The sequence below is a fragment of the Caulobacter sp. GW821-FHT09A05 genome, from assembly GCF_059418465.1.
Window position 1 is genome coordinate 52,529 of record NZ_JBWKPX010000010.1, and the last position, 24,563, is coordinate 77,091.

The following is a 24,563-nucleotide window of genomic DNA, read 5'->3' on the forward strand; positions in this document are numbered from 1 at the left end:
GTGTTCTCCATTCAAGGCGCGGGAACGCCCCCTCCGTCACGAGGCTACGCCGCGCGCCACCTCCCCGCCTTGCGGGCGAGGAGGAAGGGACATGGACCTTCTCCTCCCCCGTGCAACGGGGGAGGTGGCCGCGAAGCGGACGGAGGGGGCGTCATGGCCCGTCATCAGAAGCTCCGCTTGAGCGTCACGCGCCACTCCCGCCCCTTGCCGGGCAGGGCCCCCAGATTGGCATAGGTGTCGGCGTCCGGGGTGAAATAGAGCTTGTCGAACAGGTTATCGATGTTGAGCTCGGCGGTGTACGGCCCGCGCGTGACATAGGCCGAGGCGTTGACCACGGCGTAGGCGGGATAGGTCACCGCGTTCTGCACGGTGCCCGAGGTCTTGGTCACGTGGGTGACGCCCAGGGTCGCCCCGGCCTGCCCCCAGTCGTGCCGGTCGCTGGTATAGGCCCCGTAGAGGCTGACCACCGACTTGGGGATCAGGGTGTAGTCGTAGTCGCCGCCGCGCCCCGGCAGGCCGCTGAACGTCCAGACGACATAGCTGCCGCCATAGGCCTGGGCCCCCGGCACGCCCGCCGTATAGGCCGGGATGTACTGGAACGAGTTGTCCGGCCCCTTCACCGTGGTGTGCTGGGCGTTGGCCGCGGCGGTGAAGCTCAGGTGCTCCGAGGCCAGCCAGCGGACCTCCAGCTCGACACCCTTGGCGCGCGTGCCCTGCACGACGGGCGTCAGGCCCGACAGCTGGGTGCGGTTCTGGCGATAGGCGGCCAGCGAGCCGACCAGCGTCCCGCGCAGCAGCTGGAACTTCACCCCCGCCTCGGCCAGGTCGCTGTCCGACAGCCACGAGCCGTCGGCGACCAGGCCCGGCGCGATCTCGCCGGCCTGGCTGACCTCCAGGGCCGAGGCCTTGGCGTAGCTGATATAGGGCATCAGGCCGACCGGGGTCTGGTAGGTCAGGCTGGCGCTGTAGGTCGCCTTCCCGCGATCGTCGGCCTGGCGCCCCGCGACGGTGAACGGCAGGACGCCGGTGTCCTCGGCCTCGACGTCGTACCAGTCGTAGCGGCCGCCCAGGGTCAGGGTCAGGCGCTGGCCCAGCTTGACGTCGCTGGTGAAGAACAGGCCCGCCTGGCTCCAGGCGCCCCGGTTGTCGTTCTCCCATTCCAGGCCCTGGACGCCGGCGGGCTCTGCGCTGAACGGACTGTCGATGATGTCGTTGGGCTGGGCGCCGACCGAGATGTCGCGGCGGTCGATGGCGATCATGCCGCTGTTGAAGCTCTCGCGCCGGCGGCCCGAGAAGTCGCGGTAGCTCGCCCCGACGATGGTCTCGGCGCTCATCGCCCCGAAGTCGCGCTTGAAGGCGTAGCTGGCCCGCGCCTCCCAGACCGAGCTGTCGAACCAGGCGGGATAGCCGTACGAGACGAAGCGCTTGTTCTCCTGGTCGTCGTAGAACAGCTGCAGCTTCAGCACGCTGTCGTCGCCGAACCGTTTGGCCAGGTCGAAATAGAGCGTGTTGGTCCAGGTCTTGGAAAAGTCGGCGGCGCTGACATGGACGGTGCGCGGATCCAGCCTGGTGGTCCCGACCCCGGCGTCCAGTGTATGGTTGGCGTCGCTGGCGGGGAAACCGAAGTAGGGGATGTAGAGCGAACTGCCGAACGGATACGGGCCCACTTCGCCGGGCGTGATCCGGCCGTTCCCGTCGGCGTCGACCAGCGAGGTGTCGCGGCCGGTGACATAGGTCCGATGATCGATCAGGTCCTGGGTCAGGCGGTTCCAGCCCGGCGTCTGGATGTCGCCGGTCGAGTGATAGACCATGCCGCCGAAGACTGTGCTCCAACCGTTGTTCAGGTCGAAGTCGGCCGAGACCTCGGCCAGCTGGCGCTTGGGGTGGAGGCCCCGGTAGAAGCTCTTGGAATCGTCGATCTCGCCATAGGCGTAGACGCCGCCGTCGGCCACGCCCAGCTTGACCGGCAGGGCGACCTGGCCGGTCAGGTTCTTCTTGTCATAGGCGCCGAAGGTGGCGGTGATCTCGCCCTTGGGGTCGGTCAGGAACCGCCCCTCGTCACGCGCCGATTTGGGGATGAAGTTCAGCATGCCGCCGACCTTGCCCGCGCCGTAGATCGGGGTCGGCGGGCCGCGCACGATCTCGATCCGGGCCGCGCCGCCGATCGGCGTCGAATAAGTGCCGCGGTTCTCGATGCGCTTGAAGCCGCGGAAATAGTTCTCGGCCAGGGTGCCGCGGATGTTGAGGGCGCCCGGCACGCCGTAGAAGCTGGCCGTGTAGGTCCCGGGCGAGACGGCGGTCAGGCCGTCGATGGTCTCGATGCCGAACCGTTCCAGCGTGGTGTCGCTGACGAAGCTGGCCGAGCGCGGGGTTTCCAGCAGCGGCTTTTCCAGGCCGAACACCGTGGTGCTGGGCTGCTTTTCCAGCAGGCCGGCCTTGTCGCGCGCCAGGACGATCACCGCGTCGACGGCGTCGGCCTGGGGCGCGTCCTCGGCCCCCTCCCGCGCGAAAGCCTGGCCCGAGGCGAAGACGCCGACGGCCATGGCGGAGGCGAGCAGGCAGGCGCGGATCGACATCGTGAAAGCTCCAGATCCGCCGAATGAGGCGGTGAAGCTAGCCAATGAGACCTTACGCAACGTTCGTCAAAACGTTATCTGACATTTCAGAAAGAATTATACTAACACCGTCATTAGATGAACCACGCCACAAACAGGGGGTACTAAAGCCCTCCGGCCGACCCGGACTTGCACGGGCATGGGGCGAGGGCGTGTCCCCCACCCCGCGCGCCGCGCCCTACCCCTGAACCATCGGCCGGGTCGCCTCGGGCATGATGTTGAGCACGCGCATCATGGCCAGCCGGGCGCCCTCGACGTCACCGCGGGCGATCACGTCGGCCACGGCGCGGTGCTGCTCGACATCGGCGATCAGCTCGGCCTCGGTGGCCGCGCCGAACGAGAACACCCAGTAGCGCGCGGCCTTGTGCTGCAGGGGGATCAGGATGCGGGCCAGGGCCATGTTGCCCCCGGCCCGGGCCACGGCGGCGTGGAAGCGCTGGTCCATGGCCACCAGGGCGGGCAGGTCGCGGTCGCGGGCCGCCTGCTCGCCGCCGTCGAAGGCCGCGCGGATGGCCTCGGCCTCGGCCTTGCTGGCGTGCCTGGCGGCCAGGCCCGCGCAATGCGGCTCGATCAGGGCCCGGGCCTCGTAGCCCTGGCGCAGCTCGACCAGGTCCAGCGGCGCCACGGTGGTGCCCGAACGGGCCCGGCGGATCACCAGCCCCTCGAGGGCCAGGCGCCCCAGGGCGTCGCGCACCCCGGCCAGGCCCGCGTCGTAGCGCGCCGCCAGCGACTGCTCGTCCAGCCGCGCGCCCGGCGCCAGGCGGCCCAGGATCAGGTCCAGCAGGATGCGCTCGTAGACCTTGGCCTTCTGCAGGTCGGGCGACCAGTCCTCCAGCCCCGAGGACGAGCAGATGTCCAGCACCAGCATCCGATCGCGGCCCCCGGTTGTTTGGCCGGTGGCCAGGGCGTCGTCAGGGGCCATCAACTGTCGCAAGGCGGCGCTCCGGGTAAGTCCGTCCTGATATGTACGGTGAAATGTCAGGCGAGGCTAGAATGTGATTCCGCAACGATCGGCGGAAGAGCGGCGTTTGTGCTACCCTGGCGCGCTCGGTCCTCGCCAAGGCCCCCACGGGCCACGCGCCGGAGCGCGGTCGGCGAGCGAACAGGAAACACCACCATGCACCCGACAGGCGTCGACGCCGAAGCCCTCAAGGAGACCGCGCTGCGGATCCTCTCGGAGAACCGGGTCATGGCCGTGGCCACGCTGCGCCCGGACGGCTGGCCGCAGACGACCCTGGTCGGCTACGTGCATGATGGCCTGGTGCTGTACTTCGTCATAGCCCGCGACGGGCAAAAGTTGGCCAACATCCAGCGAGATCCCCGGATTTCGATCGCGATCGGGCGGCACGACGGCGAGGGGCCCGATCTGCGGGGCCTGTCCCTGGCCGCCGAGGCCGTCGAGGTCACCGGCTCCGAAGAGGTTCGACGGCTCAACGCCATGCTCGTGGCGCGCTATCCCGAGCAGGAGGTCTTTACGCCGCGAGGGGCCTCGGTGGCGGTGATGAAGGCCACGCCCCTGGTGATGTCGGTGATCAATCCCCACGGCGCGCTCGACCGGCCGGTGCTGCTGAACGTGGACCCGTCGACCGGCGCTCTTCAGCCGGCCGAATAGCGCTCGGGAGCTTTGGTTCAGAACGCCGGCACCACCGCGCCGTGGTACGTTCGCTCCATGAACGCCTTCACCTCGGGCGAGGTCAGGGCCTTGGCCAGCTTCTGGACGCGCGGGTCGTCCTTGTTGTCCGGCCGGCCCACCAGGTAGTTCACATAGGGGCTGTTCTTGTCCTCGATCAGCAGGGCGTCCTTGGAGGGGTCCAGCTTGGCGTCCAGGGCGTAGTTGGTGTTGATCACCGCCAGGTCCACCTGGTCGAGCACGCGCGGCAGGGTCGCGCCCTCCAGTTCCTTGAACTTCAGGTTCTTCGGGTTGGCGGTGATGTCCTTCAGGGTCGACAGCGCCTTTTGGGGGTCGCCGAGGGTGATCACCCCGTTGCGGGCCAGCAGCAGCAGGGCCCGGCCCTCGTTGCTGCCCTCGTTGGGGATGGCCACGACGGCGCCGTCGGGAAGCTCGCCGATCGCCTTGACCTTGCGCGAATAGGCGCCTAGCGGCTCGATGTGCACGCCGATCACCGGGATCAGGGTCGTGCCCTTGTCGGCGTTGAAGGTCTCCAGATAGGGCAGGGTCTGGAAATAGTTCACGTCCAGGCGCTTCTCGGCCACCTGGATGTTGGGCTGGACGTAGTCGTTGAAGACCTTGATGTCGATCTTCAGCCCTTCCGCCGCCAGCTTCGGCTTGATGAACTCCAGCACCTCGGCGTGGGGCACGGCGGTGGCGGCCACGGTCAGGGTGTCGCCGGCGCTGGCGGCGGGCTTCTTGCCGCAGGCGGCCAGCGACAGGACGGCGAGGCTGACGAGAAGGGCGCGGCGGGCGACCATGAACGGCTCCATTAAGGCGACTATGCAGGTAGGGTATTGCCCGCTTCCCGGCGGATCGGGAAATCAGTTTTCCTGAACCGGCGCGCAGAGTCTTGAACCCTTTGCCTTGGGATCATTTTCCGCCGCGGCCTTGACCTCGCCGCCAAACAGGGCGCCTGGAGAGGGATGGCCCGAGAAACCGTCTACATCGTCCAAGCCTACAAGGCCGGCCGCGGCAAGGGCCTGAAGGCCGAGCAGCAGGTCGGCTGCAAGGACGCCGAGGAAGCCCGCCGCAAGGCCGAGCGCCTGGCCCCGCTGCGCGAAGGCGTCGTGGCCTTCGCCGCCTCGGCCGACGTCGAGCTGGGCGACTACGACGAGAACCCGCAGATCCTGTTCAAGGCCGGCCGGCTGCCGTTTCCGTTCGACCAGGGCTAATCGTTGGCCGTAACTGGCGCGTGGATGGTCCAGGTCGAGATGAAGTCGGGATCAACCACTTCCGCTCCGGTTTCCTTGAGGCGATAGACGCCGGGCGCGGCCGGTTCGAAGTTGTCGATCTGCGGCGGCAGCCAATAGGCCTGGCCCGCCTTCACGCCTTGCAGATCCAGCCGGACGCCCTCCATGCGGTCCGCGAGGCCGATCACACCGTGCATCTGCACGCGGCGCGTCACCTCGTCGGCGTCGTTTACATAGGTCAGGCCCACGATCACCGTCTTGCCGAGCAAGGCGTCGGCGAAGGCCTGATCCCATTCCGGTTGAGGCTGGTCGCTCATGCGTCCTCGTCGTTCGCCGGCTCTTCCGGTCCCGCGATCGTCCAGCTGGACAGGAAGTCGGGGTTTTCCACCGTCTCGCCGCCGGTCAGCGGATAGAGCCCCGGCTCGGCGCGGCGGATGTTGGAGGTCTGGGGCGGCAGGGTCGTGGTGTCGCCGTCCTGCGGGCCCAGCAGGTCGAGCAGAATCCCCTCCTCCGCGTCGGCGGTGATCACCACGCCATAGAACGCCTCGCGGCCTTCCAGCTCGCCCTCGGCGTCGAGGAAGGTCAGGTTCACCAGCATGGTCTTGCCGACCAGGCCCTGGGCGAAGCCTTCGTCCCAATGCTCGAGTGGCGGGGCGGACAGGATGGGGATGTCGTCGTCGGTCATGGGGCTTCCTAGCCCAAATCGGCCCAAGCCGTGAGCCCCCTCCGGCCCTTCGGGCCACCTCCCCCAGAGGGCAGGGGTATCGCATATGGAAAAACGGCCATCTCGGTGCGCAGTGGAGCCGACTCGAAAGTCAGTATTCGCGCGCGATCCGAAGCTTTCCTTGGGTCGATCCAGGTGGCGCCAAAGCCGGTCCGAACCCTGATTTGGGCCGGAATTTCCATATGCGATAGCCCTGCCCCAGAGGGGGAGGATCGATTGTTCCAGGTGCTCCCCTCTGGTGGAGCTGTCGGCGAAGCCGACTGAGGGGGCCGCCTCAGCGGTGCGAGACCCGCCTCACCACCGCATCGCCGACCATCTGCAACGCCTGCACCAGCACCAGCAGCAACACGACCGTCACCACCATCACGTCGGTCTGGAAGCGCTGATAGCCGAAGCGGATGGCCAGGTCGCCCAGGCCGCCGGCCCCGACCACGCCGGCCATGGCGGTGTAGGACACCAGGGCGATGGCCGTGACCGTCGCCGCGGCGATCAGCCCCGGCATGGCTTCCGGCAGCAGGGCGCCCAGCACCACCTGCCGACGCCTGGCGCCCATGGCGAAGCTGGCCTCGATCACGCCCTTGTCCACCTCGCGCAGGGCGGTCTCCACCAGGCGGGCGAAGAACGGCGCCGCGCCGACCACCAGCGGCGGGATCGCCCCCGCCACGCCCAGCGAGGTGCCGACCAGCGCCACGGTCAGCGGGATCATCACGATCAGCAGGATCACGAACGGCACCGAGCGCAGGATGTTGATCACCAGCGACAGCACGCCGTTGGCGAGGCGGTTGCCCAGCATCTGGCCGGGTCCGGTCAGGAACAGGATCACGCCCAGGGGCAGGCCCAGGATCACCGTCAGCACCATCGAACCGCCCAGCATCGACAGGGTGTCGAGCGTCGCCTGGCCGATCTCGGCCCAGTCGATGTTGTCCATGAACGCGCTCATCGGCCCGCCTCCGTGACCAGGTCGACCCGGACGCCGTCCGCCTGGAACCGGGCGATCGCCGCCTCGACGTCGCCGCCGGTCAGGGACAGGGTCAGCTGGCCATAGGGCGTCTCGCGCAGGCGGTGGATGCGGCCGCCCAGGATCGAATAGTCGACGCCGGTCTCGCGGGCCACCGCGCCCAGGATCGGCCTGTAGGTCGCCTCGCCGCGGAAGGTCAGGCGGACCACGCGGCCGTCGACCGCGGCGCCGGCCTCGCCGGGAACGCCGTCCGCCTCCATCACGAACCGCCGGGCCGTGGCGCTGGCCGGATGCAGGAAGACCTGTTCGACCGGGCCGGTCTCGACCACCTTGCCGGCCTCCAGCACCGCCACCCGGTCGCAGACGCGGCGGACCACGTCCATCTCGTGGGTGATCAGCACGATCGTCAGGCCCAGCTCGCGGTTGAGACCCGAGACCAGGTCCAGGATCTGCTCGGTCGTCTCCGGGTCCAGGGCGCTGGTGGCCTCGTCGCACAGCAGCACCTTGGGGCCGGTGGCCAGGGCGCGGGCGATTCCCACCCGCTGCTTCTGGCCGCCCGACAGCTGGGCCGGGTGCTTGCCGGCGAAGTCGGTGAGGCCCACCCGCGCCAGCAGCTCGGCGGTGCGGGCCTTGACCTCGGCGTCCGGACGCCCGGCCAGCTTCAGCGGGAAGGCGACATTGCCGGCCACGGTCTTGGATGACAGCAGGTTGAAGTGCTGGAAGATCATGCCGACCCGGCGGCGCAGGGACCGCAGGCCCTCGACGCCCAGGGCCGCGACGTCGTCGCCGTCGACGATCACCTTGCCGCCCGACGGCGTCTCCAGGCCGTTGATCAGCCGGATCAGGGTGGATTTGCCGGCCCCCGAGGCCCCGATCACCCCGAACACCTCGCCGGGCGCGACCGACAGGCTGACCCCGGCCAGGGCGGCGCGGTCGCTCGCCTTCCCGCCAGGCCCGGCATAGGTCTTGGAGACGTCTTCGAAGGTGATCACGGGCGCGGCCTTGGAGCGGAGGGTCGGTCGGCGCGAACGCCGCGAGCCGCACGATTTAGGCGCTGCCGGGCCAAAGGTGAAGCCGAGCCGCCCGCTTTCAGACCGCGCGGCGTTCGCGCTCGTCCAGCGCCTGGCCGATTCCGTTGATCAGGTCGGCCGCGGTGACCGGCTTGGCCAGGTGCAGGTCTGCGCCCGCCAGCAGGGCGTCCCGGCGGTGGTGCGTCATCGCGTTGGCGCTGAGCATGATGATCGGAATGGGCGCGCCGGCCCGGCCAGGCTGCTCCAGCCGGCGGATGGCCCGGGTCGCGGCCAGACCGTCCATCACCGGCATCTGCATGTCCATCAGGATCAGGTCATAGGCCCCGGTCTTGAACGCCTCGACCGCCAGGGCCCCGTTTTCGACCACCGTGACCTCGACGCCATGAGGCTCCAGGATCAGCTGCACGACCTTCTGGTTGACGGGGTGGTCCTCGGCCAGCAGTACGCGGAGCCCCTCGGGCCGATCGCTGGGCGCCGCGCCGGCCGCGGTCTCGCCGGCGACGTCGAGGTCCTGGCCGTCGGTCCGCCGCAAGGGCAGGACCACCCGGAACAGGCTGCCGCTTCCCGGGCGCGATCGCGCCGAGATCTCGCCCCCCATCATCTCGACCAGGGTCTTGCTGATCGACAGGCCCAGGCCCGTGCCGCCGAACCGGCGGGTGATCGTCGAGTCCGCCTGGCTGAACCGCTGGAAGATCATCTCGCCCTGCGCCGCGTCGAAGCCGACGCCGGTGTCCTCGACCTCGAGGACCAGGCGCGCGTCCGCCCCGCCGTTCGCCGGATGGCCTTCCACGGGCTCGACCTCGATGCGGGCGACGATCTCGCCCCGGTCGGTGAACTTCAGGGCGTTGGAGAGCAGGTTTCCCAGCACCTGGCCGATGCGGACGCTGTCGCCCAGGAAGGCCCCGCGGGCGCTCTCGCCGCGCTCGACCCGGAACAGCAGGCCCTTGTCCTCGGCGCGCAGGCGGGTGACGTCCAGCGGCCCGTCGAGGGCGCGCTCCAGGTCGAAGACGCCCGTCTCGAGGGTCATCTGGCCGGCCTCGATCTTGGAGACGTCGAGGATGTCCGACACCAGCCGCTCCAGGGTCGCGCCGGAGCAGCGGATCAGGTCGACCATCTCGCGCTGGGCGGGGGTCAGCGGTGTGTCGCCCAGCGTCGCGGCGATGCCGATGACCCCATTCAGCGGCGTGCGGATCTCGTGGCTCATATTGGCCAGGAAGTCGCTCTTGGCCTGGTTGGCGGCTTCGGCGGCGCTGCGGGCCGCGGCCATGTCGGCCTGGTCGCGCAGCCGCTCGGTGACGTCGCGGGCGACGCCGAAGATCAGGTCGCCCGACCGTCGCGCGCGCCACTCCAGTTGGCGATACTCGCCGTCGCGGCGGCGGTAGCGGTTCACGAAGCCGGCCACCTCGCCCAGGCTGTTGGCCCGCGACATGTGCGCCCTGGTCGCGGCGACGTCGTCGGGATGGAGCAGGGGCAGCAGCGGCGCGCCCACCAGTTCCTCGACCGAATAGCCCAGCACCGTCTCCCAGGCCTTGTTCAGCTTGACGAACCGCCCCTCCAGGTCGCGGATGCAGAGCATGTCCAGCGACACCTCGAAGAAGGTGGACAGATTGCTGGCCGTCTCCAGGGCGCTCTGGGCGGCGCGCAGGGCGCGCGCCTCGCTGGCGATCAGGGTGTCCTCGGCCCGCTGCCGGTCGATGGCGATCGCCGCCAGCTCGGCCGCCGCCTCGATGAAGGCCACGTCCTCCTCGCTGGGGGTGCTGGGCTGGCGGTGGTAGAGGGCGAAGGTGCCGACCACCTTGCCGCTGGCGCTGCGGATCGGTTCGGACCAGCAGGCGGCGACGCCCGCCTCGGCGGCCAGCGCCTTGTAGTCCACCCACAGCGGGTCGGTCTGGATGTCCTCGACGATCACCCGGCGGCCGGTGAAGGCGGCGGTGCCGCACGAGCCCGTGGACGGGCCGATCCGGACGCCGTGAATGGCCTGGTTGTAGAAATCGGGAAGGCTGGGGGCCGCGCCGAGCAGCAGGCGTTCGCCCTCGGCGTCGAGCAGCAGGATGCTGCAGACCATGCTCGGGTCTTCGGCCTCCACCGCCTGGACGATCGCCAGCAACGCCGTGCACAGGGGATTGCCGCCGGCGATCAGGGTCATGGTCCGGCGGAACGCGCGGTGAGCGGAGGTCAGGCCCATGGTCCGGAGCGGCTCCAAGAACGACAAGGCACTGGCCTAGCATTCGAGTGGAACCTTGGCGTTAACTCCCCGCCGCTACCGCCGCGACATTGTGTAGCAGCGCGACAATCTAGGGGCGCACGATCACCGCCCCGCCCTTCATCACGAACACCGGCTCCTCCAGGGTCGTGATGTCCTCCAGCGGGTCGCCGAACACCCCGATCAGGTCGCCGTAGCGGCCGACGGCCACCTGGCCGACGTCCTTCTCGCGGCCCAGGGCCTGGGACGCGGTGATCGTCGCGGCCTGGATCGCCTGCAGCGGGGTCGCGCCATAGCGGACCATCACCGCGAACTGCTTGCCGTTGGTCCCGTGCGGATAGACCCCGGCGTCGGTGCCATAGACCATCTTCACCCCGGCCTTCAACGCCTTGCGGAAGTTCTCGCGCTGCACCTCGCCGATGTCGCGGTCCTTGCGCAGATTGTCCTCCAGCACGCCGTTCCGGGCGCCCTCGGCCTGGGTGTAGTCGGTGTTGTAGATGTCCATCGAGAAGTAGGCGCCCTTCTGGACGGCCAGCTTGATCCCCTCGTCGTCGACCAGGCTGGCGTGCTCGATGGTGTCGACGCCGGCGCGGATGGCGTCCTTGATCCCCGCCGCGCCGTGGGCGTGGGCCGCGACCTTCAGCCCGGCCATGTGGGCCTCATCGACGATCGCCTGCATCTCGGCCAGGGTCAGCTGCTGCTGGCCGGGCTCGTCGCCGCGCGAGAACACCCCGCCGGTCGCGCAGATCTTGATCACCTGGGCGCCGTATTTCTTCAGCGTGCGCACCACCTTGCGCCCCTCGTCGGGGCTGTCGACGTTGTAGGGGCTCTTCTGGTTCATCGACGGCGGGAAGAAGGTCTGGTCGCAATGGCCGCCCGTCGCGCCGATGGCGTAGGTGGCGGTGACGACGCGTGGGCCGGGCACATAGCCTTCGTCGATCGCCTCGCGCAGGCCCACGTCGTCGAAATCCTCCGACCCCACGTTGCGCACGGTCGTGAAGCCCGCTTCCAGCGTGCGCTTGGCGTTGGCGGTCTGGACGACGCTCCAGAAGGCGTCGCTGTACTGCAGGCCGTTGTAGCCGCCGATTTCGGCGACGCTGTCCAAGTGCACGTGCATGTCGATCAGGCCCGGCAGCAGGGTCGCGTCGGGCAGGTCGACCACCGTGGCCCCGGCCGGGACCGCGTCGCCCGCCTTGCCCACCGCCGAGATTCGCCCGTCGGTGATCACCACCTGCGGCCTGTCGACATACTTGCCCGTGGCCACATCCAGCAGCCGCGCGGCGCGCACCACCTCGACCTCGGCCGCCTGGGCCGCGACGGGCGCCAGGGACGCGGCGCAGGTCGCCGCCAGGACCGCCAGAGCGGCCAGTTCACGCTGCATGATCACCATCCCAGTCCCGCACGATCGAGGACGGCGACGCTATCACGCGTCGGCCCCGCGTCGAGCCGTAACGGTCGCGTTTCCGCTCGGGCGCCGCGAAGCCGGGCGCCAGTTCCACACCCGCCCTTGGCGAGCTTCCTCGCCCATCCCGTACGGGCATGATCGCCGACTACCGCATCCACCGCATGAACGGGGGGCGCCGCGGAAGACCGTTCGAAATCCTCGACGACCAAGTCCTGGCCGACTATAGCTCGGCTCGGTTTAGGCGGGCGTGGCGGAACTGGTAGACGCAACGGACTTAAGCCACAGGATTGAGTGCGCCCGGGGAAATCCGGGACGTAGAACTGCTCAAATTCGGGGAACCCTGTCAGATGGCGATCCCGAGCCAAGCCCTCTCCGAGGGAAGGTGTAGAGACTAGACGGGCAGCACCTAACCTCCGATTTCGGAGCATGGTGAAGGGATAGTCCAGACCACGAACGTCCCGATATCGGGACGGCGGCGAAAGCCGAAGTGGTACGAAAATCCGTCAGCCGCAAGGCTATGCCGGTTCGATTCCGGCCGCCCGCACCACTTCACGGACAGACGTCGGCGCACGGCGCCCAAAGGAGCCCCATCGGCACGGCGAGGCCTGGGCGTTGGCGCCATTTCGCCGGTCCCTTCCAAGCACGGCGTTCTGATCGGCTGCTGCGGCATGCGCGGGCTGGTGTTCGCCGGAAAACGCGTCGAGCCGCGCCCTCCGCGCCAGCTTCACGGCGTGAATACAAGGTTGGGCAAACTGCGGCGGCGTTCTTGAACCAAAACGGTCACGAGCAGAACCTATGGCCGAGCGCATGTCATGTCGTGGACGATCGCCTTTTCGGGAGCCCTTTTATGTCGACGACGACCAGCCCAGGCGCCCACCGTCCAGTAGCGCCCGCACCGATGGCGCGGCGCGACGCGTAGTGCTTAAGCGGATCCTCGACATTGGCGTAGCCGTCCTGGCGCTGGCGCTAACGGCGCCCCTGATGGCGTTGGCGATGCTGCTCATCTGGACCCAGGACGGACACTCTCCCCTCTTCATGGGCCTGCGGGTCGGGCGCGACCAGCGCGACTTCCGCATGGCCAAGCTGCGATCCATGCGTCCAGATTCCGAATTCCGGGGCGCGGCCTCCACGAGCCGCTCGGACGGCCGCATCACCCCCCTGGGCCACGTCGTGCGCCGCTGGAAGCTCGACGAGATCCCGCAGTTCTGGAACGTCCTGCGCGGAGACATGAGCCTGGTCGGACCGCGCCCGAACACCCGTCGCGGCGGAGTTGACCGTTATAGCGCCGAGGAGACACGGCTCCTGAGCGTAAGACCCGGAATCACCGACCTGGCCTCGATCCTCTTCGCGGACGAAGCGGACATCCTCGACGGCGCCGCCGACCCCGACGCGCTCTATGACGCGGTCATCCGTCCATGGAAGAGCCGGCTGGGCCTGCTCTACATCGATCATCGCGACCTGCCGACCGATTTTATGATCCTCGGCCTGACAGCCCTGGCGGTCGTTTCCCGTCCCCTGGCGCTAAGGGGCGTCGACTCGATCCTGGTTCGTTGGGGCGCGGGAGAGGAATTGCGGCGTGTCTGCCGCCGCCAGGAAGCGCCGCCGCGCGCCGATCCGCCAGGACAGCTGGCTTGACCATCCTCTTCTACCGGAGCGCTGCCGACGCCAACCCGCCGCGCGCCGATCTCCCCGGCGACGTCATCCTTCGGACCTGGCGTCCCTGCGAGCAGGGCTTTCCACCGAGGGGCTCGCGCGGGCGGACCAGCAACTGGGTTTGGTGGGCGTTCGAAGCGTTGGGCCTGTTCGCGGAGCCGGGCTTCGTCGAACTGACGCTCTGGCGCGACGGCCGCAGGCTGCACAGGCTGATCGTCACACCGCGCTGGTTCCGCTTTCCGTTCATGGGACGCGGGGACCTGCAACTGGGCGATCTCTGGACGGATCCGGCGGCGCGCGGTCAAGGCCTGGCGCGGGCGGCGATCACCGAGGCCCTGCGGCTGGCCCGCCACGCGGACCGGGTCTGGTACCTGGTCGATGCGCGAAACGACGCCTCGGCGCGCCTCGCCGAGTCCGTCGGCTTCCAGCTTCACGGCGCGGGCCGAAGGACGCGACCGCTGGGCCTCCACCTGGCGGGCCGGTTTCGACTGGACCCGACCTAGAGCGCGTTGGGCGAAAGTGTGAGCGGTTTCGCCTGCTGAACGCGCTCCAAATGTTTGAATCTATAGCCTGTCCACCCAGACGCGGGCGATCGCACCGGACTGGCTCGCCTGGTCACTGGCTCGAAGGTGCAGCACCAGCCATTGGGCCGGGCAGTCGGGCGGGACGACGAACGCGGCGACGGCCACCGCTCCTGGCCCTGCCGGCTGGTCCAGCAGGGCGATCTGCGTCCCGCCGCCCTGGGCGCAGGTCAAGGTCCAGAAAGGCGTGGCCCCGGGATCGGCCGCGCCGGTCGCCGTCCGGGTCGCCAGACGGTAGGCTGCGGCCGGCAAGGTGAGCAGTTGGACGGCCACGGATCCCGAACCGCCGGCCAGGGACTGATAGGCGAGAACCGGTCGCCCCTGCACCCGCGCCCGGCTGGCTCCCGCCTCGCCTCTTTCGGTCAAGGCCCATCCGAACGGATAGGCCGCGCGACTCGGCGAGAACTCCGGATCGACCACGGCGCCGCGTGAGCCCGGCGAAGGATGGAAGGTCTCGTTGGTTCGGCGCGCCTGGCCGAAAGCCTCCTGGGAGACCAGGGCGGCGACCAGGGCCTGGTCAATCCCCGTATCGGTGATTGCGCGCCGGTCGCGCATGCGCAGTACGACCTCGGCGATCGACGAGGCCGCCCCGCCCTCCCCGATCGCATAGCGCAGGAACATGATCCGCCATTCCTGCGGCCGATCCAGGACGCGGGCGATGGGTTCGGCCAAGGCGGGATCGGTGCTGGCCTGGGCCAGAACCGGGAACAGGATTCGCGGCGCCGTCGACGAGGTCCGCAGGGCGATGTCAAACTGCTCCAACGCGCCTGGAACGTCGCCACGGTCGACGGCGCGCTGAATCAGCCAGGTGCGGGTGGCGAGGCTTCGCCGGCTGATGGCGTCCGACAGCGCGAAAAGACGGGCCGCCCGAGCGGCGTCGCCGGCCGCCTCGGCCCGCAGCGCCCGTAGTTCGATGGCGGCAGGGATGGTCACGTCGCGCGCGAGCGCACGGTCCGTCAGCGCCGGGGCCCGCGTGTCGCCGGCCTGGGCGGCCAGGACAGCGATCCTTGCGTCGAATGGCGCCAGCCTGGCCGCCCCTCGCGGATCGCCGCGACTGGCGTGCGTCGCCGCCCCGCTCCACAGCGTCGCGGCGATCGCGCACAGGGCGACCGCCGCGATCGCCGTCCTCGCGACGAGCCGTCCCCGCATGGCTAGCGCCCGTAGTCGTAGTCGAAGCCGTAGCCATAGTCGAAGCCCTGGCCGCCCTTCCTGGCCTCGAACTTCGTCAGCACCGCGCCGAGGATTCTCGCCTGGGAGGTCCGTAGCCGCGCCAGAGCGTTGCGGGCCGTGCCGCCGGGCACCGACCGGGCCTCCACGGCGTAGACCACGCCGTCGACGGCCGCGGCGACCAGCGGCGCGTCGGCCAGCCCGATCACCGGCGGAGAGTCGACGATGACGTGGTCGAACCGTTCCTTCAGCCGCGCGACCAGTTTCGACAGCCGATCGCTCATCAGCAAGTCCCCGGCGTTGGGCGGCTGCGGCCCGGCCGTCATGATCCACAGCCCTTCCTGGTCGCTGGCGTGCAGGGCGCCGTCGATGTCCTCTCCGCCGGACAGGAAGTTACTGACCCCGGCGCCGTTCCTGATCGCGAAGGCGGTGTGAACCGAAGGCGAGCGAAGATCGGCGTCGATCAGCACCACCTTTCGGCGGGCCCGGGCGAGGGACAGGGCCAGGGCGACCGTGGTCGTGGACTTGCCCTCGCGCGGACGCGTGCTGATCACGGCCAGCGAACGGGGCGTCCCGTGAGCGGTCGACAGTTCGAGGTTCGCCTGCACCGCCAGATAGGCCTCGACCAGCTTCGAGCGCGGATCGCGCAGCGCCTGCAGCGGATCCTCGATCGGCAGCTTGGGGGCCACCCCGAGCAGCGGCAGGCCGAGTTTCTCCTCCAGGTCGGCCGGATCGGCAATGCCTTCGTCGATCTGCTCCAGCACCGTGGCCAGGACGGCGCCCGCCACCGCGCCGGCCAGCATGGCCAGGACGAGATTGAGCATCAGCTTGGGCGAGGACGGGCGATCCGGCAGCCTGGCGGGATCGACGATGGCGACGTTGTTGTTCTCGACGCCGCCGGCGACCCCGATCTCCTTATAGCGCTGAAGGAGGGCGCTATAGAGTTCGCGGTTGGTGTCGGCGTCGCGCTGGTAGATGTTGTACTGGATGCTGCGCTGGCGCAGGTCGGTGAGGTCGCCCTTGAGCCCCTCGACCCGGGCCGACAGGGCCTTCTCCCGCGCCAGGGCGGATTCGTAGGATTGCCGCAGCGAATAACGGACGCGTTCTTCCTCCTGCGCGATCGAGGCGTCCAGAGCCTCGACCTGGGACGCCAGCGCCTTGGCCTGCGGATAGTTCGGCTGGAACTGCACCAGGAGCTTGGCGTATTCGGCCGCCGCGTCGGCGCGCCTCTGGCGCAGCGAGGAGATGGCGTCGTTGCTGAAGGCGATGCTGCTGGCGTCCGGACGACGCGCCTCGATCAGCCGGCTCTGCGCCTGAATGCGTTCGGCGATCGCCGTTTCCAGGGCGGAGTTGAGGGCGATCAGGTCGTCAGTCAGCAGCGACCGTCCCCCCGCCGCTCCGCCGCTGGCAGGGTCGATCGGCGACGGCAGATTGATGATGCCATGCCCAGATGCATAGGCCATCGCCTGGCGCTCGGACGCTTCAAGCTTCTCGCGCAACTGTTCGATCCGCCCCTCCAGGAAGCGGCGGGCATAGCTCGACGACTCGAAGCGCCGTTCGAGATTGCTGGCGATGAAGTCCTCGCCCCAGGTCTTGGCGATCTTCTGGGACAGCACGGGGTCGGGTGTCACGGCCCACACGTCGACGAGGCTGGAGCCCCGGACCGGAGCCGCGCCAACGTGCTGCAGCAGGATCTTGCCGGCGATCTCGTTGCGTTTGGCGCGGCTGGCCGGGCTGGCCGCATCGCCGTCGAACATGTCGCGGCGGCCGAACAGCTTGAAGAACGCCGGGTCATCGACCACGCCCAGGTCGCGGGCCACCCGCTCAGCCAGCACCTGGGTTCGCAGCAAGCCGTATTGCGTCTGGTAGAACTCCTGGTCGCCGATGCTGGTGTCGCGCTCGACGCTGTCGATCTTCACCACTCGCGCCGTCTCGCGCGAGATCTCGAGCCGCGCGGTCGCGGTGTATTGGCGCGGCATCAGCAGGGTGACCGCGACGCCCGCCAAGGCCCCGGCGGCGACGCCGCCAAGCAGCACCCAGCGCCAGCGCAGCGCCATGCGCAGCAGTCGCCGCAGCGGCGGCGGCCCGGAAACCGTCGCGGGCTCGCCCTTGCCCGCCAGCAGGGTCACTTCGCTGGCCAGTCCGAGCATCTGGGGTGAAATCCGTTCCATGCTCAGAATCTTTCGAGGGCCAGGATGAGAGGCGTCGTCAGCAGGGGCGTAACCTGCAGGAACTGTTGGAAGCGGCGGCGGGCCACGGAGTCGCCGACCATGATCACGTCGTTGGCGTAGATCTTGGGATCGGCGTAGACGCCGCGACGGATGGCGCCGAGGTTGTAGAGCGCGGCCAGCGGCTGGCCGTTGACCGTCCGGAAGATGACGACATCGTCCAGGCGCGCGAACTCCGCGGTTCCCTTGGCGGTCGCGACCGCCCGCATCAGCGACATGTTGCCGACCACCGGATAGCTTCCCGGCTGGCCGACCTGGCCGTCGACCGTGAAGACCTGGCTGGTGGTCTCCTCCAGGTTCACCGTCACCTGCGGATCACGGACGAAGTTCTCCCGCAGCCGCCGCGCGATGGTCGCCGCCAGTTCGGTGGGCGTCTGGCCCGAAGCGTCGACCGCCCCGATCAGCGGCAGGGACAGCCCTCCGGCCGCGTCGGCCTGGAACTTGCCGCTGAGGTCGGGCACGCCGAAGACGGAAACCGACAGCTTGTCCAGCGGACCGATGCGGTAGGGCGTGGTGGCCGCCACCAGGTCCGCTCCAGTCGGAGGCGGCAGATCGGCCCGCTGCGCCACCGCCATCGGGCCGCGCAGCTCGTTCAGCCGCGGTTCCTCGGCGCAGGCCGACAGCAGCAGCGCCCCACCGATCAGGAAGGCTGGAAACCGCACGGTCAGAACCTCGCTCTCAAGGCGGCCTGGAAGACGGTCTGTCCCTCGAACGGCGAGGTCAGGCCGCCCAGCTCGACCCGCGCGCCACGGCTGGCCCGCACGTTCAGCGCCTCGAACACGGCCGTCAGATGCGAGTTGATCGGCACGCGCGCCGCCGCGGTCAGCGACCAGCCGTCCTCGCTGTTGTTCGGCGGCATCTGGCTGCCGCGCTCGTCGGTCGAAAACGCCTCGGCGCGGCCCGTGACCGCCACGCGGCCGATCCGATGGGTGACCAGCACGAAGGCCGACTGGAACTTGGTGTGGACCCAGCGTCCGCCGTTCTGCTCGAAGCCCATGATCGTCGAGCCAGTCATGCCCTGGGCCAGCAGCTTGGTGTTGGGGCCGAGGTCGGCGTTCAGGCCAAGGTTCCAGAAGCGCGTGCGCCAGCCCCACTGGCCGGCGACGTTGAAGGCTTCCGGGTCCCCCTTGTTGTCATAGTAGAAGGCCGAAACGCCGAACGGATAGGGCGGACGCCAGTCGAGCCGGCCGTAGAAGCCGACCTTGTCGTCCAGCTCGATCGTCGACCGGGTCTGGTCCTCCTGCAGGTGGACGATGAAGTTGTTCAGCGGCGGCAGCGGGAAGTGCCCGAACGCCGTGGCCTTCTCGTCATGCAGCGCCCAGCCGCGGAACGACAGCAGGGTGCCGGACGTGTCATTGTAGCCGAAGAGGCCCGCGGTGGCGGTCAGCTCGTGCTCGCCCAGGCTGGTGTGCAGGGTCGCCTCGCCGCCCAGCACCTTCACCTCCTCGCCGACCCAGGCGTTGATCGTCGAGGGCGTGATGGTGTTGACCACGCTCCAGGCGCCGCCGGTGGAATGCTCCAGCGAGATCTCGGGCCACATCAGACCGACCCGCGCCGAGACGCCGACCTTGCCGGTGCGCTGGGGCAGGTAGTTCACGAACGCCTCGATCAGGTCGACGTCGTTCTCCTGTCCCTTCTGCATCGCGACCGAGACGTTGGCGCTCAGCGACGAGGTGAACTGCGGCGCCCAGATCAGATCGGCCTCGACGGGGACCACGCGGGCCTTGAAGCCGCCGTCGGCGTCGCCCTGGAACCGGGTCTTGCCGAAGCCGCCGTTGGCGAAGGACGTCGCGCCGTTGGCGACCACCAGCCGCGCGTCCAGCAGGACGGTGAAGGCTTCCGGGGAGAAGATCCCCGTCTTCGACCCGCTGTCGTCGTAGGCGGCCGCGGCGGACGGCTCCGGATCGGGGCCGGGCGCCGGGGACGACGCCTCCTGAGCGAAGGCCGGCGCGGCGAGGCCGCCCAGGGCCAGCACCAGGGCCAGCGCGCTCGCGCCGGCCTTGCCGGTCCGGATGGTGGAGCTTCGGCGGTGCTGCAGCGATCCCGGCGTCATGGGAGAAACCTCATACTGGATGGTGTGGGAAGGGGTCCGTTGACCCAGCGGACGATGTCGCCGATCCGCATCTGCGCGGGCTCGGCGACATGGCGATCGAGACTGGCGGCCAGGTCCGGGCGCGCGACGCGTGGAACCCCGCCGACCATGACCAGGGCGACGTCCTCGGCGCCGGCGTCGAGCAGCGGCCTGGTCAGGACGATCAGATCGGCGGGCGCGCCGGGCTCCAGAGACGGCTCCGCCAGTCCAAGGCGTCGAGCGGCCACTGATCCGACCGCCGCCTCCAGCCGATGCTCATCGACCAGACCCAGCGTCCGGGCGCATCGCAGCTCGTCGAGAAGATCGCCGTCGCCGGTCAGCCGGGAGTCGCTGCCCAGCAGGACGTCGATCCCCGGCGCGAGGAGTTCAGCGGGCGCGGTCCGCCCGAACAGGAAGAGGTTCGATGTCGGGCACCACGCGACGGCCGCGCCGCAGGCGCGCAGTCGGGCGACGCCGTCGGGGTCCACGCCCACGCCGTGGGCGGCGATCAGGCCGGACGTCAGCAACCCGCGCGCGGCGAGCGCCCGCACCTCCTCGGCGGCTTCCAGATCGACGCCCTCGGCCAGGTGCAGCCAATAGGTTTCCTCGCCCTCCAACCCTTCCAGGGCCGGGGTCATGCCCAGGGAGTCGGCGCTGGACCCGCGCGCCACGCGAAGGGGGAAGTCGCGGTCGAAATCCGCCTCCCAGGCGTCGTGATGGGCGACGGCGGTCACGCCGGCGAACAGGTTCTTCCAGGCGCCGATCAACAGCGCGTCTCGCCGGGACGCATGGCGGCGGTCGGCGATGTGGCGCCCGCAGCGGGCCTGGATGTCGTGGGCCCAGGCATAGGCGTTACGGTAGGGCGGCCGGCCAAGTCGCCCGTAGTGGTTGCGATGCAGGTGGTCGTGGGCGTTGATCAGGCCGGGCCGGATCTCGCCGTCCGGGATCTCAAGCCTCAGGTCGTAGGAACCGCCAAGCTCCACGATCCTGCCGTCCTCGACGGCGACCGCGCGTTCCTGGCCGGTGATCAGCATGCGCATCCGTCAGGCCTCCCGCTCGAAGGCGAAGGCCAGAACGACGGGCAGGCCGGCATGCTCGGCATACAGAGCCTCTCGGCCGGCCGCTTCGTAGAACGGGCGCGCCTCGGGACCGATCTCCGCTTGCCGGATCGACGACAGGACCAGGCCGGCCTCCCGCGCCGCGGCCACGTGGGTCGCGACCTCGTGAACATGGTGCTCGACCTCGTGGACGCCGTCGTCGTCGCGGAAGGTGCGGCGATGGCCGGCCGCATAGGCGCGGGGATGAAAATCGGTGACCACGACCCGCGCCCGGGCGTCGGCCACGCGCCCCAGTTCCCGATAGGCCGACGCGCAGTCCGGCAAATGGCCCAGCACCAGCCGGCACCAGATCACGTCGAAGGCGCGATCCGGCAGCGGCAGGTTCCTGACGTCGCCGACCATCGTCGTCACACCCGGCCGGCGAACTCCGCGACCCAGGCCCGCGTCGAGCATTTCGGGCGACAGGTCGACGCCGGTCACCGAGGCCGCGCCCGTGTCCAGCAGGCGGCGACCGACGCCGCAGCCGGCGTCGAGCAGGCGAAGGCCGGCCAGCGGCGGCGTCAAAGCGTCCGCCAGGCGCGTCTCCAGGTGCGAAATCGCCGTCTCGCTCCGATAGGTGGACGCCCAGCGGCCATAGCCTTCACGCGCGCCGAGTACGGTCATCGCGCGGCCGATCGTCTGGCGACGCGCCTGTCCGCCCCTCCGGAAGGGGCGCCTGGGGGCAACGAAGATTTGGGAAAGTGCATGGGCGCCCCGACCGTCTCGAATTTGTGTTCCGCACCGTCGTGGGGAGGTTCAAAGGCCCGCCGATCGGTGGAAGCCCGGCGCCGTCGCGGCGCCGGGTCCTCGGTCACTTCGCGGCCACTGTCAGCTTGCCGCGCATCATCGTGTGGTAGGTGCAGTAGAAGGCGAAGGTCCCCGGCTTCTGCAGCGTCATCGGCGCGCTCTTCCCGGGGGCGATGCGCAGGTCGAAGCTGTGGTCCCGCGCCGTCACCGTGTGGGGCACGGTGTCGCGATTGGTCCAGACGATGGTGTCGCCGACCTTGAGGTTGGCGGGCAGCGGGCCGTAGCTCATGTCGGCCATGGTGACGACATATCGCGACGCCCCCTGGGCCAGCGCGCCGCCGGCGGCGGCCAGCACCGCCAGCGCCGCCGCCATGGCCAGGCCGCGCCGGGCGGTCATCGAAACAGCTTCCTTCACGTCGTGATCCTTCCGTGTCAGTCACGGATGAATGCTGCGCCGCGCGCGAAAGGTTTAAGTCGACCGGGCTCCAGCCTCAAAAAATCCAACCCGGGGGACGATCCTGGCGAGCGCTCTGGTGGTTCAGGCGCGGCGACATGCCGCGGTCGGCCGGAAATTCGCCGCGGTCGGCTATGAACCGATTATTCTCGCGTTCGGAGCTAAACCTTTGGCCGGTGGGGGAGCACTCATTCCCAGTCGCGTAATGTCGAAGGCTTCGAACCGCGGGAGCATAAGATCAGTCTGCACGAGTTATCAGCGCGAAGGAGCTCGCCGAACGACGCGGCGCTGGTGGCGCGCATCTGCGTCAAGGACCTGTCGGCGTTCGAGGAGCTGTATCGGACCTACCACCCGCGCCTGGCCCGGTTCCTGGTCAAGCTGATCCATCGGCCCCAGATGGTCGAGGAGGTGCTGAACGACACGCTCATGGTGGTGTGGGAACGGGCCGACTCGTTCAACGGCGCCAGCAAGCTGTCGACCTGGATCTTCGGCATCGCCTACCGCAAGGCCATGAAGGCCCTGCGCAAGCAGGACGACCCGATCGAGGACCCCCAGGCCGAGCAGCGGGCCAGCCTGGAACCGACGCCGGAGGACGAACTGGGCCGGCAGAAAGCCCAGGTTCTGCTGAGGCGGGCGATTCACGACCTTTCCCCCGAGCACCGGGCGGTCGTGGAGTTCACCTACTTCCATGAAATGGGCTATCGGGAGATCGCCGAGATCATGAAGTGCCCTGTCGATACCGTGAAGACCCGAATGTTCCACGCGCGACGCCACCTCAAGCGCCGGTTGGCGGGCGAGTTGCCGGACTGGCTGTAGGACGATCCGTCATGACCCAAATCTTCCATCTTCGAGGCGACCGGCATCAGCAGGCTCAGACCCTGCTGCCCTGGTACGTCAACGGCACGCTCGATCCCGACGAAGTCGCGGCCGTCGAGGCGCATCTGGCCGAATGCCCCGAATGCCGGTCCGACCTCGAGGCGGAACGCACCCTCGGCCAGGAGGTCGCCAGCCTGTCGCTGGACGTCGACCACGGCTGGGCGGCGCTGCGTGAGCGGCTGGGGCCGCAACCGGCCGCGCGTGACTTCTCCCCCCTTCGCCAATCTGGGGCCTTCCTGCGCAGGCCCGTCCCGATGGGCTGGGCGATCACGGCCCAGGCCGCGTGCCTGGCCCTGGCGGTGATCGGCGTGGTCTCGTTCGCGCCCCGGATCAGGGGCGACTCCGACGCGCACTACCGGGCGCTCAGTTCGGCCGCTCCGGCGACCGTCGGCAATGTCGTGGTGATGTTCAAGCCGAGCGCCTCGGAACAGGCGCTGCGCCAGGCGCTGCGCCAGGCCGGCGCGCGTCTGGTGGACGGACCGACGACGGCCGACGCCTACATCCTGCATGTCGAGCCGGCGCGACGCGCCGACGCCCTGTCCCGCCTGCGCGCCAATGATGACGTGCAACTGGCCGAACCGATCGACGGGGAACCGCGCTCGTGAGCGCGACCTGGCGTTCGGTCGTTCACGCGGCCCTGGCCTTCGTCGCCATCCTGGCGCTGGGCGGCGCCAGGCCCGCGCTCGCCGCGCCGGCCGCCTCGGCCGAACCCGCTACGCCGGAAGCGCGCGAACTCCTGGTGATGCTGCGGCTTTCAGCCGACCACTACCGACCCAACGCCAGCTACGGCGGCGTCTATGGCGACCAGATGACACGCAACGCGCGCCGGCGGCTGGCCCAGGCCATCGCTCGCCAGTACGGCCTGGTGCTGGTGGACAACGGCTGGGCGATGCCCCTGGTCGGCCTCGACTGCTATGTGATGCGCGTGGCCGAGGACCGACCGGTCGATGAGGTGGTCACGCAGGTCTCGCATGATCCTCGCGTGGCCTGGTCCGAACCGATGCGCCTGTATCGCACCCAGGGCCGCTACGACCGCGAGAACGACCCCCTGTTTCCCGTGCAGCCGGCCGCCCAGGCCTGGCGCCTGGCCGACCTGCATCGCGTGGCGACCGGGCGCGGCGTCAGGGTCGCGGTCGTCGACAGCCAGGTCGAGGTCGCGCATCCCGACCTGGCCGGGCAGATCCTGATCGATCGGGACTTCGTCAGCGGCCGCCCGGCGTCGGCCGAGCGGCACGGCACCGGCGTCGCCGGCGTCATCGCCGCCAAGTCCGGCAACGGCATGGGCATCGCGGGCGTCGCGCCCGGCGCGCGGCTCCTGGCCCTGCGCGCCTGCTGGCAGAGCCGCGACGGCTCACCGTCGGCGGCCACGGTCTGCGACACCCTGAGCCTGGCCAAGGCCATCCACTTCGCCGTCGACCAGCGCGCCGAGGTGATCAATCTCAGCCTGACCGGCCCGCCGGACCGGCTGCTGGCCCAATTGATCGCCGTGGCCATGGCCCGTGGCGTCTCCGTCGTCGCCGCGTTCGACCCCAGCCTGCCCAAGGGTGGTTTTCCGGCGTCCGAACCCGGCGTGATCGCGGTGGCCGCAGAATCTTTGTCGCCGTCTCCACCCGGCGTATACAGTGCCCCGGATCGGGATGTGCCGACCACTCAGCCGGGGGACAAATGGAATCTGGTCAACGGCAGCTCCTACGCGGCCGCCCATGTCAGCGGACTGATCGCGCTTGTTCGTGAAGGCCGACCGTCGGGATCCAAGGCGCTTTTGGTGGCCGCACGGCCGACGGGCGGCCTGGTCGACGCCTACGCCACGCTGTTGCAAGCCTCCAGGAGTTGCGGCCGATCGTGCGCCATGGTCGCCCGAAACGAATCGGCGCGTTAGGACCACCCTTCT

23 protein-coding genes are annotated in these 24,563 nt (G+C 69.4%); 7 read left to right on the forward strand and 16 right to left on the reverse strand.

Annotated elements, in window-relative coordinates; all coding sequences use genetic code 11:
* Positions 1 to 164: 164 nt before the first annotated feature.
* Positions 165 to 2,576, reverse strand: coding sequence for a TonB-dependent siderophore receptor (locus AC07NX_RS11540; protein WP_494641912.1), 2,412 nt, complete (start codon positions 2,574 to 2,576; stop codon positions 165 to 167).
* Between the two features lie 217 nt (positions 2,577 to 2,793).
* Complete coding sequence (locus AC07NX_RS11545; RefSeq protein ID WP_494642072.1) at positions 2,794 to 3,519, reverse strand: GntR family transcriptional regulator; 726 nt, start codon at positions 3,517 to 3,519, stop codon at positions 2,794 to 2,796.
* A gap of 213 nt (positions 3,520 to 3,732) precedes the next feature.
* On the opposite strand from AC07NX_RS11545, the gene AC07NX_RS11550 reads away from it, so the two are divergent.
* Complete coding sequence (locus AC07NX_RS11550) at positions 3,733 to 4,227, forward strand: pyridoxamine 5'-phosphate oxidase family protein (RefSeq protein WP_494641913.1); 495 nt, start codon at positions 3,733 to 3,735, stop codon at positions 4,225 to 4,227.
* Positions 4,228 to 4,244: 17 nt separating this feature from the next.
* Here AC07NX_RS11550 and AC07NX_RS11555 read toward each other — a convergent pair whose 3' ends face one another.
* Entirely contained in the window at positions 4,245 to 5,057 is an 813-nt protein-coding gene (locus AC07NX_RS11555) for a MetQ/NlpA family ABC transporter substrate-binding protein (RefSeq protein ID WP_494641915.1), read from the reverse strand.
* 153 nt (positions 5,058 to 5,210) lie between these two features.
* Here AC07NX_RS11555 and AC07NX_RS11560 point away from each other — a divergent pair, with 153 nt between their 5' ends.
* Complete coding sequence (locus AC07NX_RS11560; RefSeq protein ID WP_019848154.1) at positions 5,211 to 5,459, forward strand: hypothetical protein; 249 nt, start codon at positions 5,211 to 5,213, stop codon at positions 5,457 to 5,459.
* Here the strand turns inward: AC07NX_RS11560 and AC07NX_RS11565 are convergent.
* From AC07NX_RS11565 to AC07NX_RS11590, 6 genes are all read right to left on the reverse strand, one after another.
* Positions 5,456 to 5,794, reverse strand: coding sequence for a hypothetical protein (locus AC07NX_RS11565; protein ID WP_494641916.1), 339 nt, complete (start codon positions 5,792 to 5,794; stop codon positions 5,456 to 5,458). The genes AC07NX_RS11560 and AC07NX_RS11565 overlap by 4 nt on opposite strands.
* Positions 5,791 to 6,162: a hypothetical protein gene (locus AC07NX_RS11570; protein ID WP_494641917.1), complete on the reverse strand. Its 372-nt coding sequence runs from the start codon at positions 6,160 to 6,162 to the stop codon at positions 5,791 to 5,793. Before AC07NX_RS11570 ends, AC07NX_RS11565 begins: the two co-directional genes overlap by 4 nt.
* Positions 6,163 to 6,475: 313 nt before the next feature.
* Complete coding sequence (locus tag AC07NX_RS11575; protein WP_494641918.1) at positions 6,476 to 7,141, reverse strand: methionine ABC transporter permease; 666 nt, start codon at positions 7,139 to 7,141, stop codon at positions 6,476 to 6,478.
* Complete coding sequence (locus AC07NX_RS11580; protein ID WP_494641919.1) at positions 7,138 to 8,151, reverse strand: methionine ABC transporter ATP-binding protein; 1,014 nt, start codon at positions 8,149 to 8,151, stop codon at positions 7,138 to 7,140. The genes AC07NX_RS11575 and AC07NX_RS11580 overlap by 4 nt, the downstream gene beginning before the upstream one ends.
* Before the next feature lie 97 nt (positions 8,152 to 8,248).
* Complete coding sequence (locus AC07NX_RS11585) at positions 8,249 to 10,375, reverse strand: ATP-binding protein (RefSeq protein ID WP_494641921.1); 2,127 nt, start codon at positions 10,373 to 10,375, stop codon at positions 8,249 to 8,251.
* A gap of 109 nt (positions 10,376 to 10,484) precedes the next feature.
* The gene (locus AC07NX_RS11590; RefSeq protein WP_494641922.1) at positions 10,485 to 11,774 is read right to left on the reverse strand and encodes a Xaa-Pro dipeptidase; all 1,290 of its coding nucleotides are present in this window, start codon (positions 11,772 to 11,774) and stop codon (positions 10,485 to 10,487) included.
* A gap of 819 nt (positions 11,775 to 12,593) precedes the next feature.
* Between AC07NX_RS11590 and AC07NX_RS11595 the strand changes: the two genes are divergently transcribed.
* Both AC07NX_RS11595 and AC07NX_RS11600 read left to right on the forward strand, forming a co-directional pair.
* Positions 12,594 to 13,433 (forward strand): sugar transferase, encoded by an 840-nt coding sequence (locus AC07NX_RS11595; RefSeq protein ID WP_494641923.1) that lies wholly within the window; start codon positions 12,594 to 12,596, stop codon positions 13,431 to 13,433.
* The gene (locus AC07NX_RS11600; RefSeq protein WP_494641924.1) at positions 13,430 to 13,954 is read left to right on the forward strand and encodes a GNAT family N-acetyltransferase; all 525 of its coding nucleotides are present in this window, start codon (positions 13,430 to 13,432) and stop codon (positions 13,952 to 13,954) included. Before AC07NX_RS11595 ends, AC07NX_RS11600 begins: the two co-directional genes overlap by 4 nt.
* Before the next feature lie 60 nt (positions 13,955 to 14,014).
* Here the strand turns inward: AC07NX_RS11600 and AC07NX_RS11605 are convergent, their stop codons facing one another.
* The 7 genes from AC07NX_RS11605 to AC07NX_RS11635 all read right to left on the reverse strand — a co-directional run bounded on the left by AC07NX_RS11605 (position 14,015) and on the right by AC07NX_RS11635 (position 21,757).
* A complete protein-coding gene (locus AC07NX_RS11605; RefSeq protein ID WP_494641925.1) occupies positions 14,015 to 15,181 on the reverse strand; it encodes a hypothetical protein in 1,167 nt (388 codons plus the stop codon).
* A 2-nt stretch (positions 15,182 to 15,183) separates the two neighbouring features.
* On the reverse strand, positions 15,184 to 17,370 hold the full coding sequence (locus AC07NX_RS11610) for a GumC family protein (RefSeq protein WP_494641927.1): 2,187 nt from the start codon (positions 17,368 to 17,370) through the stop codon (positions 15,184 to 15,186).
* A 2-nt stretch (positions 17,371 to 17,372) separates the two neighbouring features.
* A complete protein-coding gene (locus tag AC07NX_RS11615; RefSeq protein WP_494641928.1) occupies positions 17,373 to 18,089 on the reverse strand; it encodes a polysaccharide biosynthesis/export family protein in 717 nt (238 codons plus the stop codon).
* Positions 18,090 to 18,091: 2 nt separating this feature from the next.
* Positions 18,092 to 19,480, reverse strand: coding sequence for a hypothetical protein (locus tag AC07NX_RS11620; RefSeq protein WP_494641929.1), 1,389 nt, complete (start codon positions 19,478 to 19,480; stop codon positions 18,092 to 18,094).
* Entirely contained in the window at positions 19,477 to 20,538 is a 1,062-nt protein-coding gene (locus tag AC07NX_RS11625) for an amidohydrolase family protein (RefSeq protein WP_494641930.1), read from the reverse strand. Before AC07NX_RS11625 ends, AC07NX_RS11620 begins: the two co-directional genes overlap by 4 nt.
* 3 nt (positions 20,539 to 20,541) lie before the next feature.
* Complete coding sequence (locus tag AC07NX_RS11630) at positions 20,542 to 21,219, reverse strand: class I SAM-dependent methyltransferase (RefSeq protein ID WP_494641932.1); 678 nt, start codon at positions 21,217 to 21,219, stop codon at positions 20,542 to 20,544.
* A gap of 187 nt (positions 21,220 to 21,406) precedes the next feature.
* The gene (locus AC07NX_RS11635) at positions 21,407 to 21,757 is read right to left on the reverse strand and encodes a cupredoxin domain-containing protein (protein ID WP_494641933.1); all 351 of its coding nucleotides are present in this window, start codon (positions 21,755 to 21,757) and stop codon (positions 21,407 to 21,409) included.
* Between the two features lie 330 nt (positions 21,758 to 22,087).
* Here AC07NX_RS11635 and AC07NX_RS11640 point away from each other — a divergent pair, with 330 nt between their 5' ends.
* From AC07NX_RS11640 to AC07NX_RS11650, 3 genes are read left to right on the forward strand one after another with little or no spacing between them, the layout of a single operon-like run.
* Positions 22,088 to 22,612 (forward strand): sigma-70 family RNA polymerase sigma factor, encoded by a 525-nt coding sequence (locus AC07NX_RS11640; RefSeq protein WP_197060821.1) that lies wholly within the window; start codon positions 22,088 to 22,090, stop codon positions 22,610 to 22,612.
* Positions 22,613 to 22,623: 11 nt separating this feature from the next.
* A complete protein-coding gene (locus AC07NX_RS11645) occupies positions 22,624 to 23,277 on the forward strand; it encodes a zf-HC2 domain-containing protein (RefSeq protein WP_494641934.1) in 654 nt (217 codons plus the stop codon).
* Positions 23,274 to 24,551, forward strand: a complete 1,278-nt coding sequence (locus AC07NX_RS11650) for a S8 family peptidase (protein WP_494641935.1) — start codon at positions 23,274 to 23,276, stop codon at positions 24,549 to 24,551. The genes AC07NX_RS11645 and AC07NX_RS11650 overlap by 4 nt, the downstream gene beginning before the upstream one ends.
* Positions 24,552 to 24,563 lie beyond the last annotated feature (12 nt).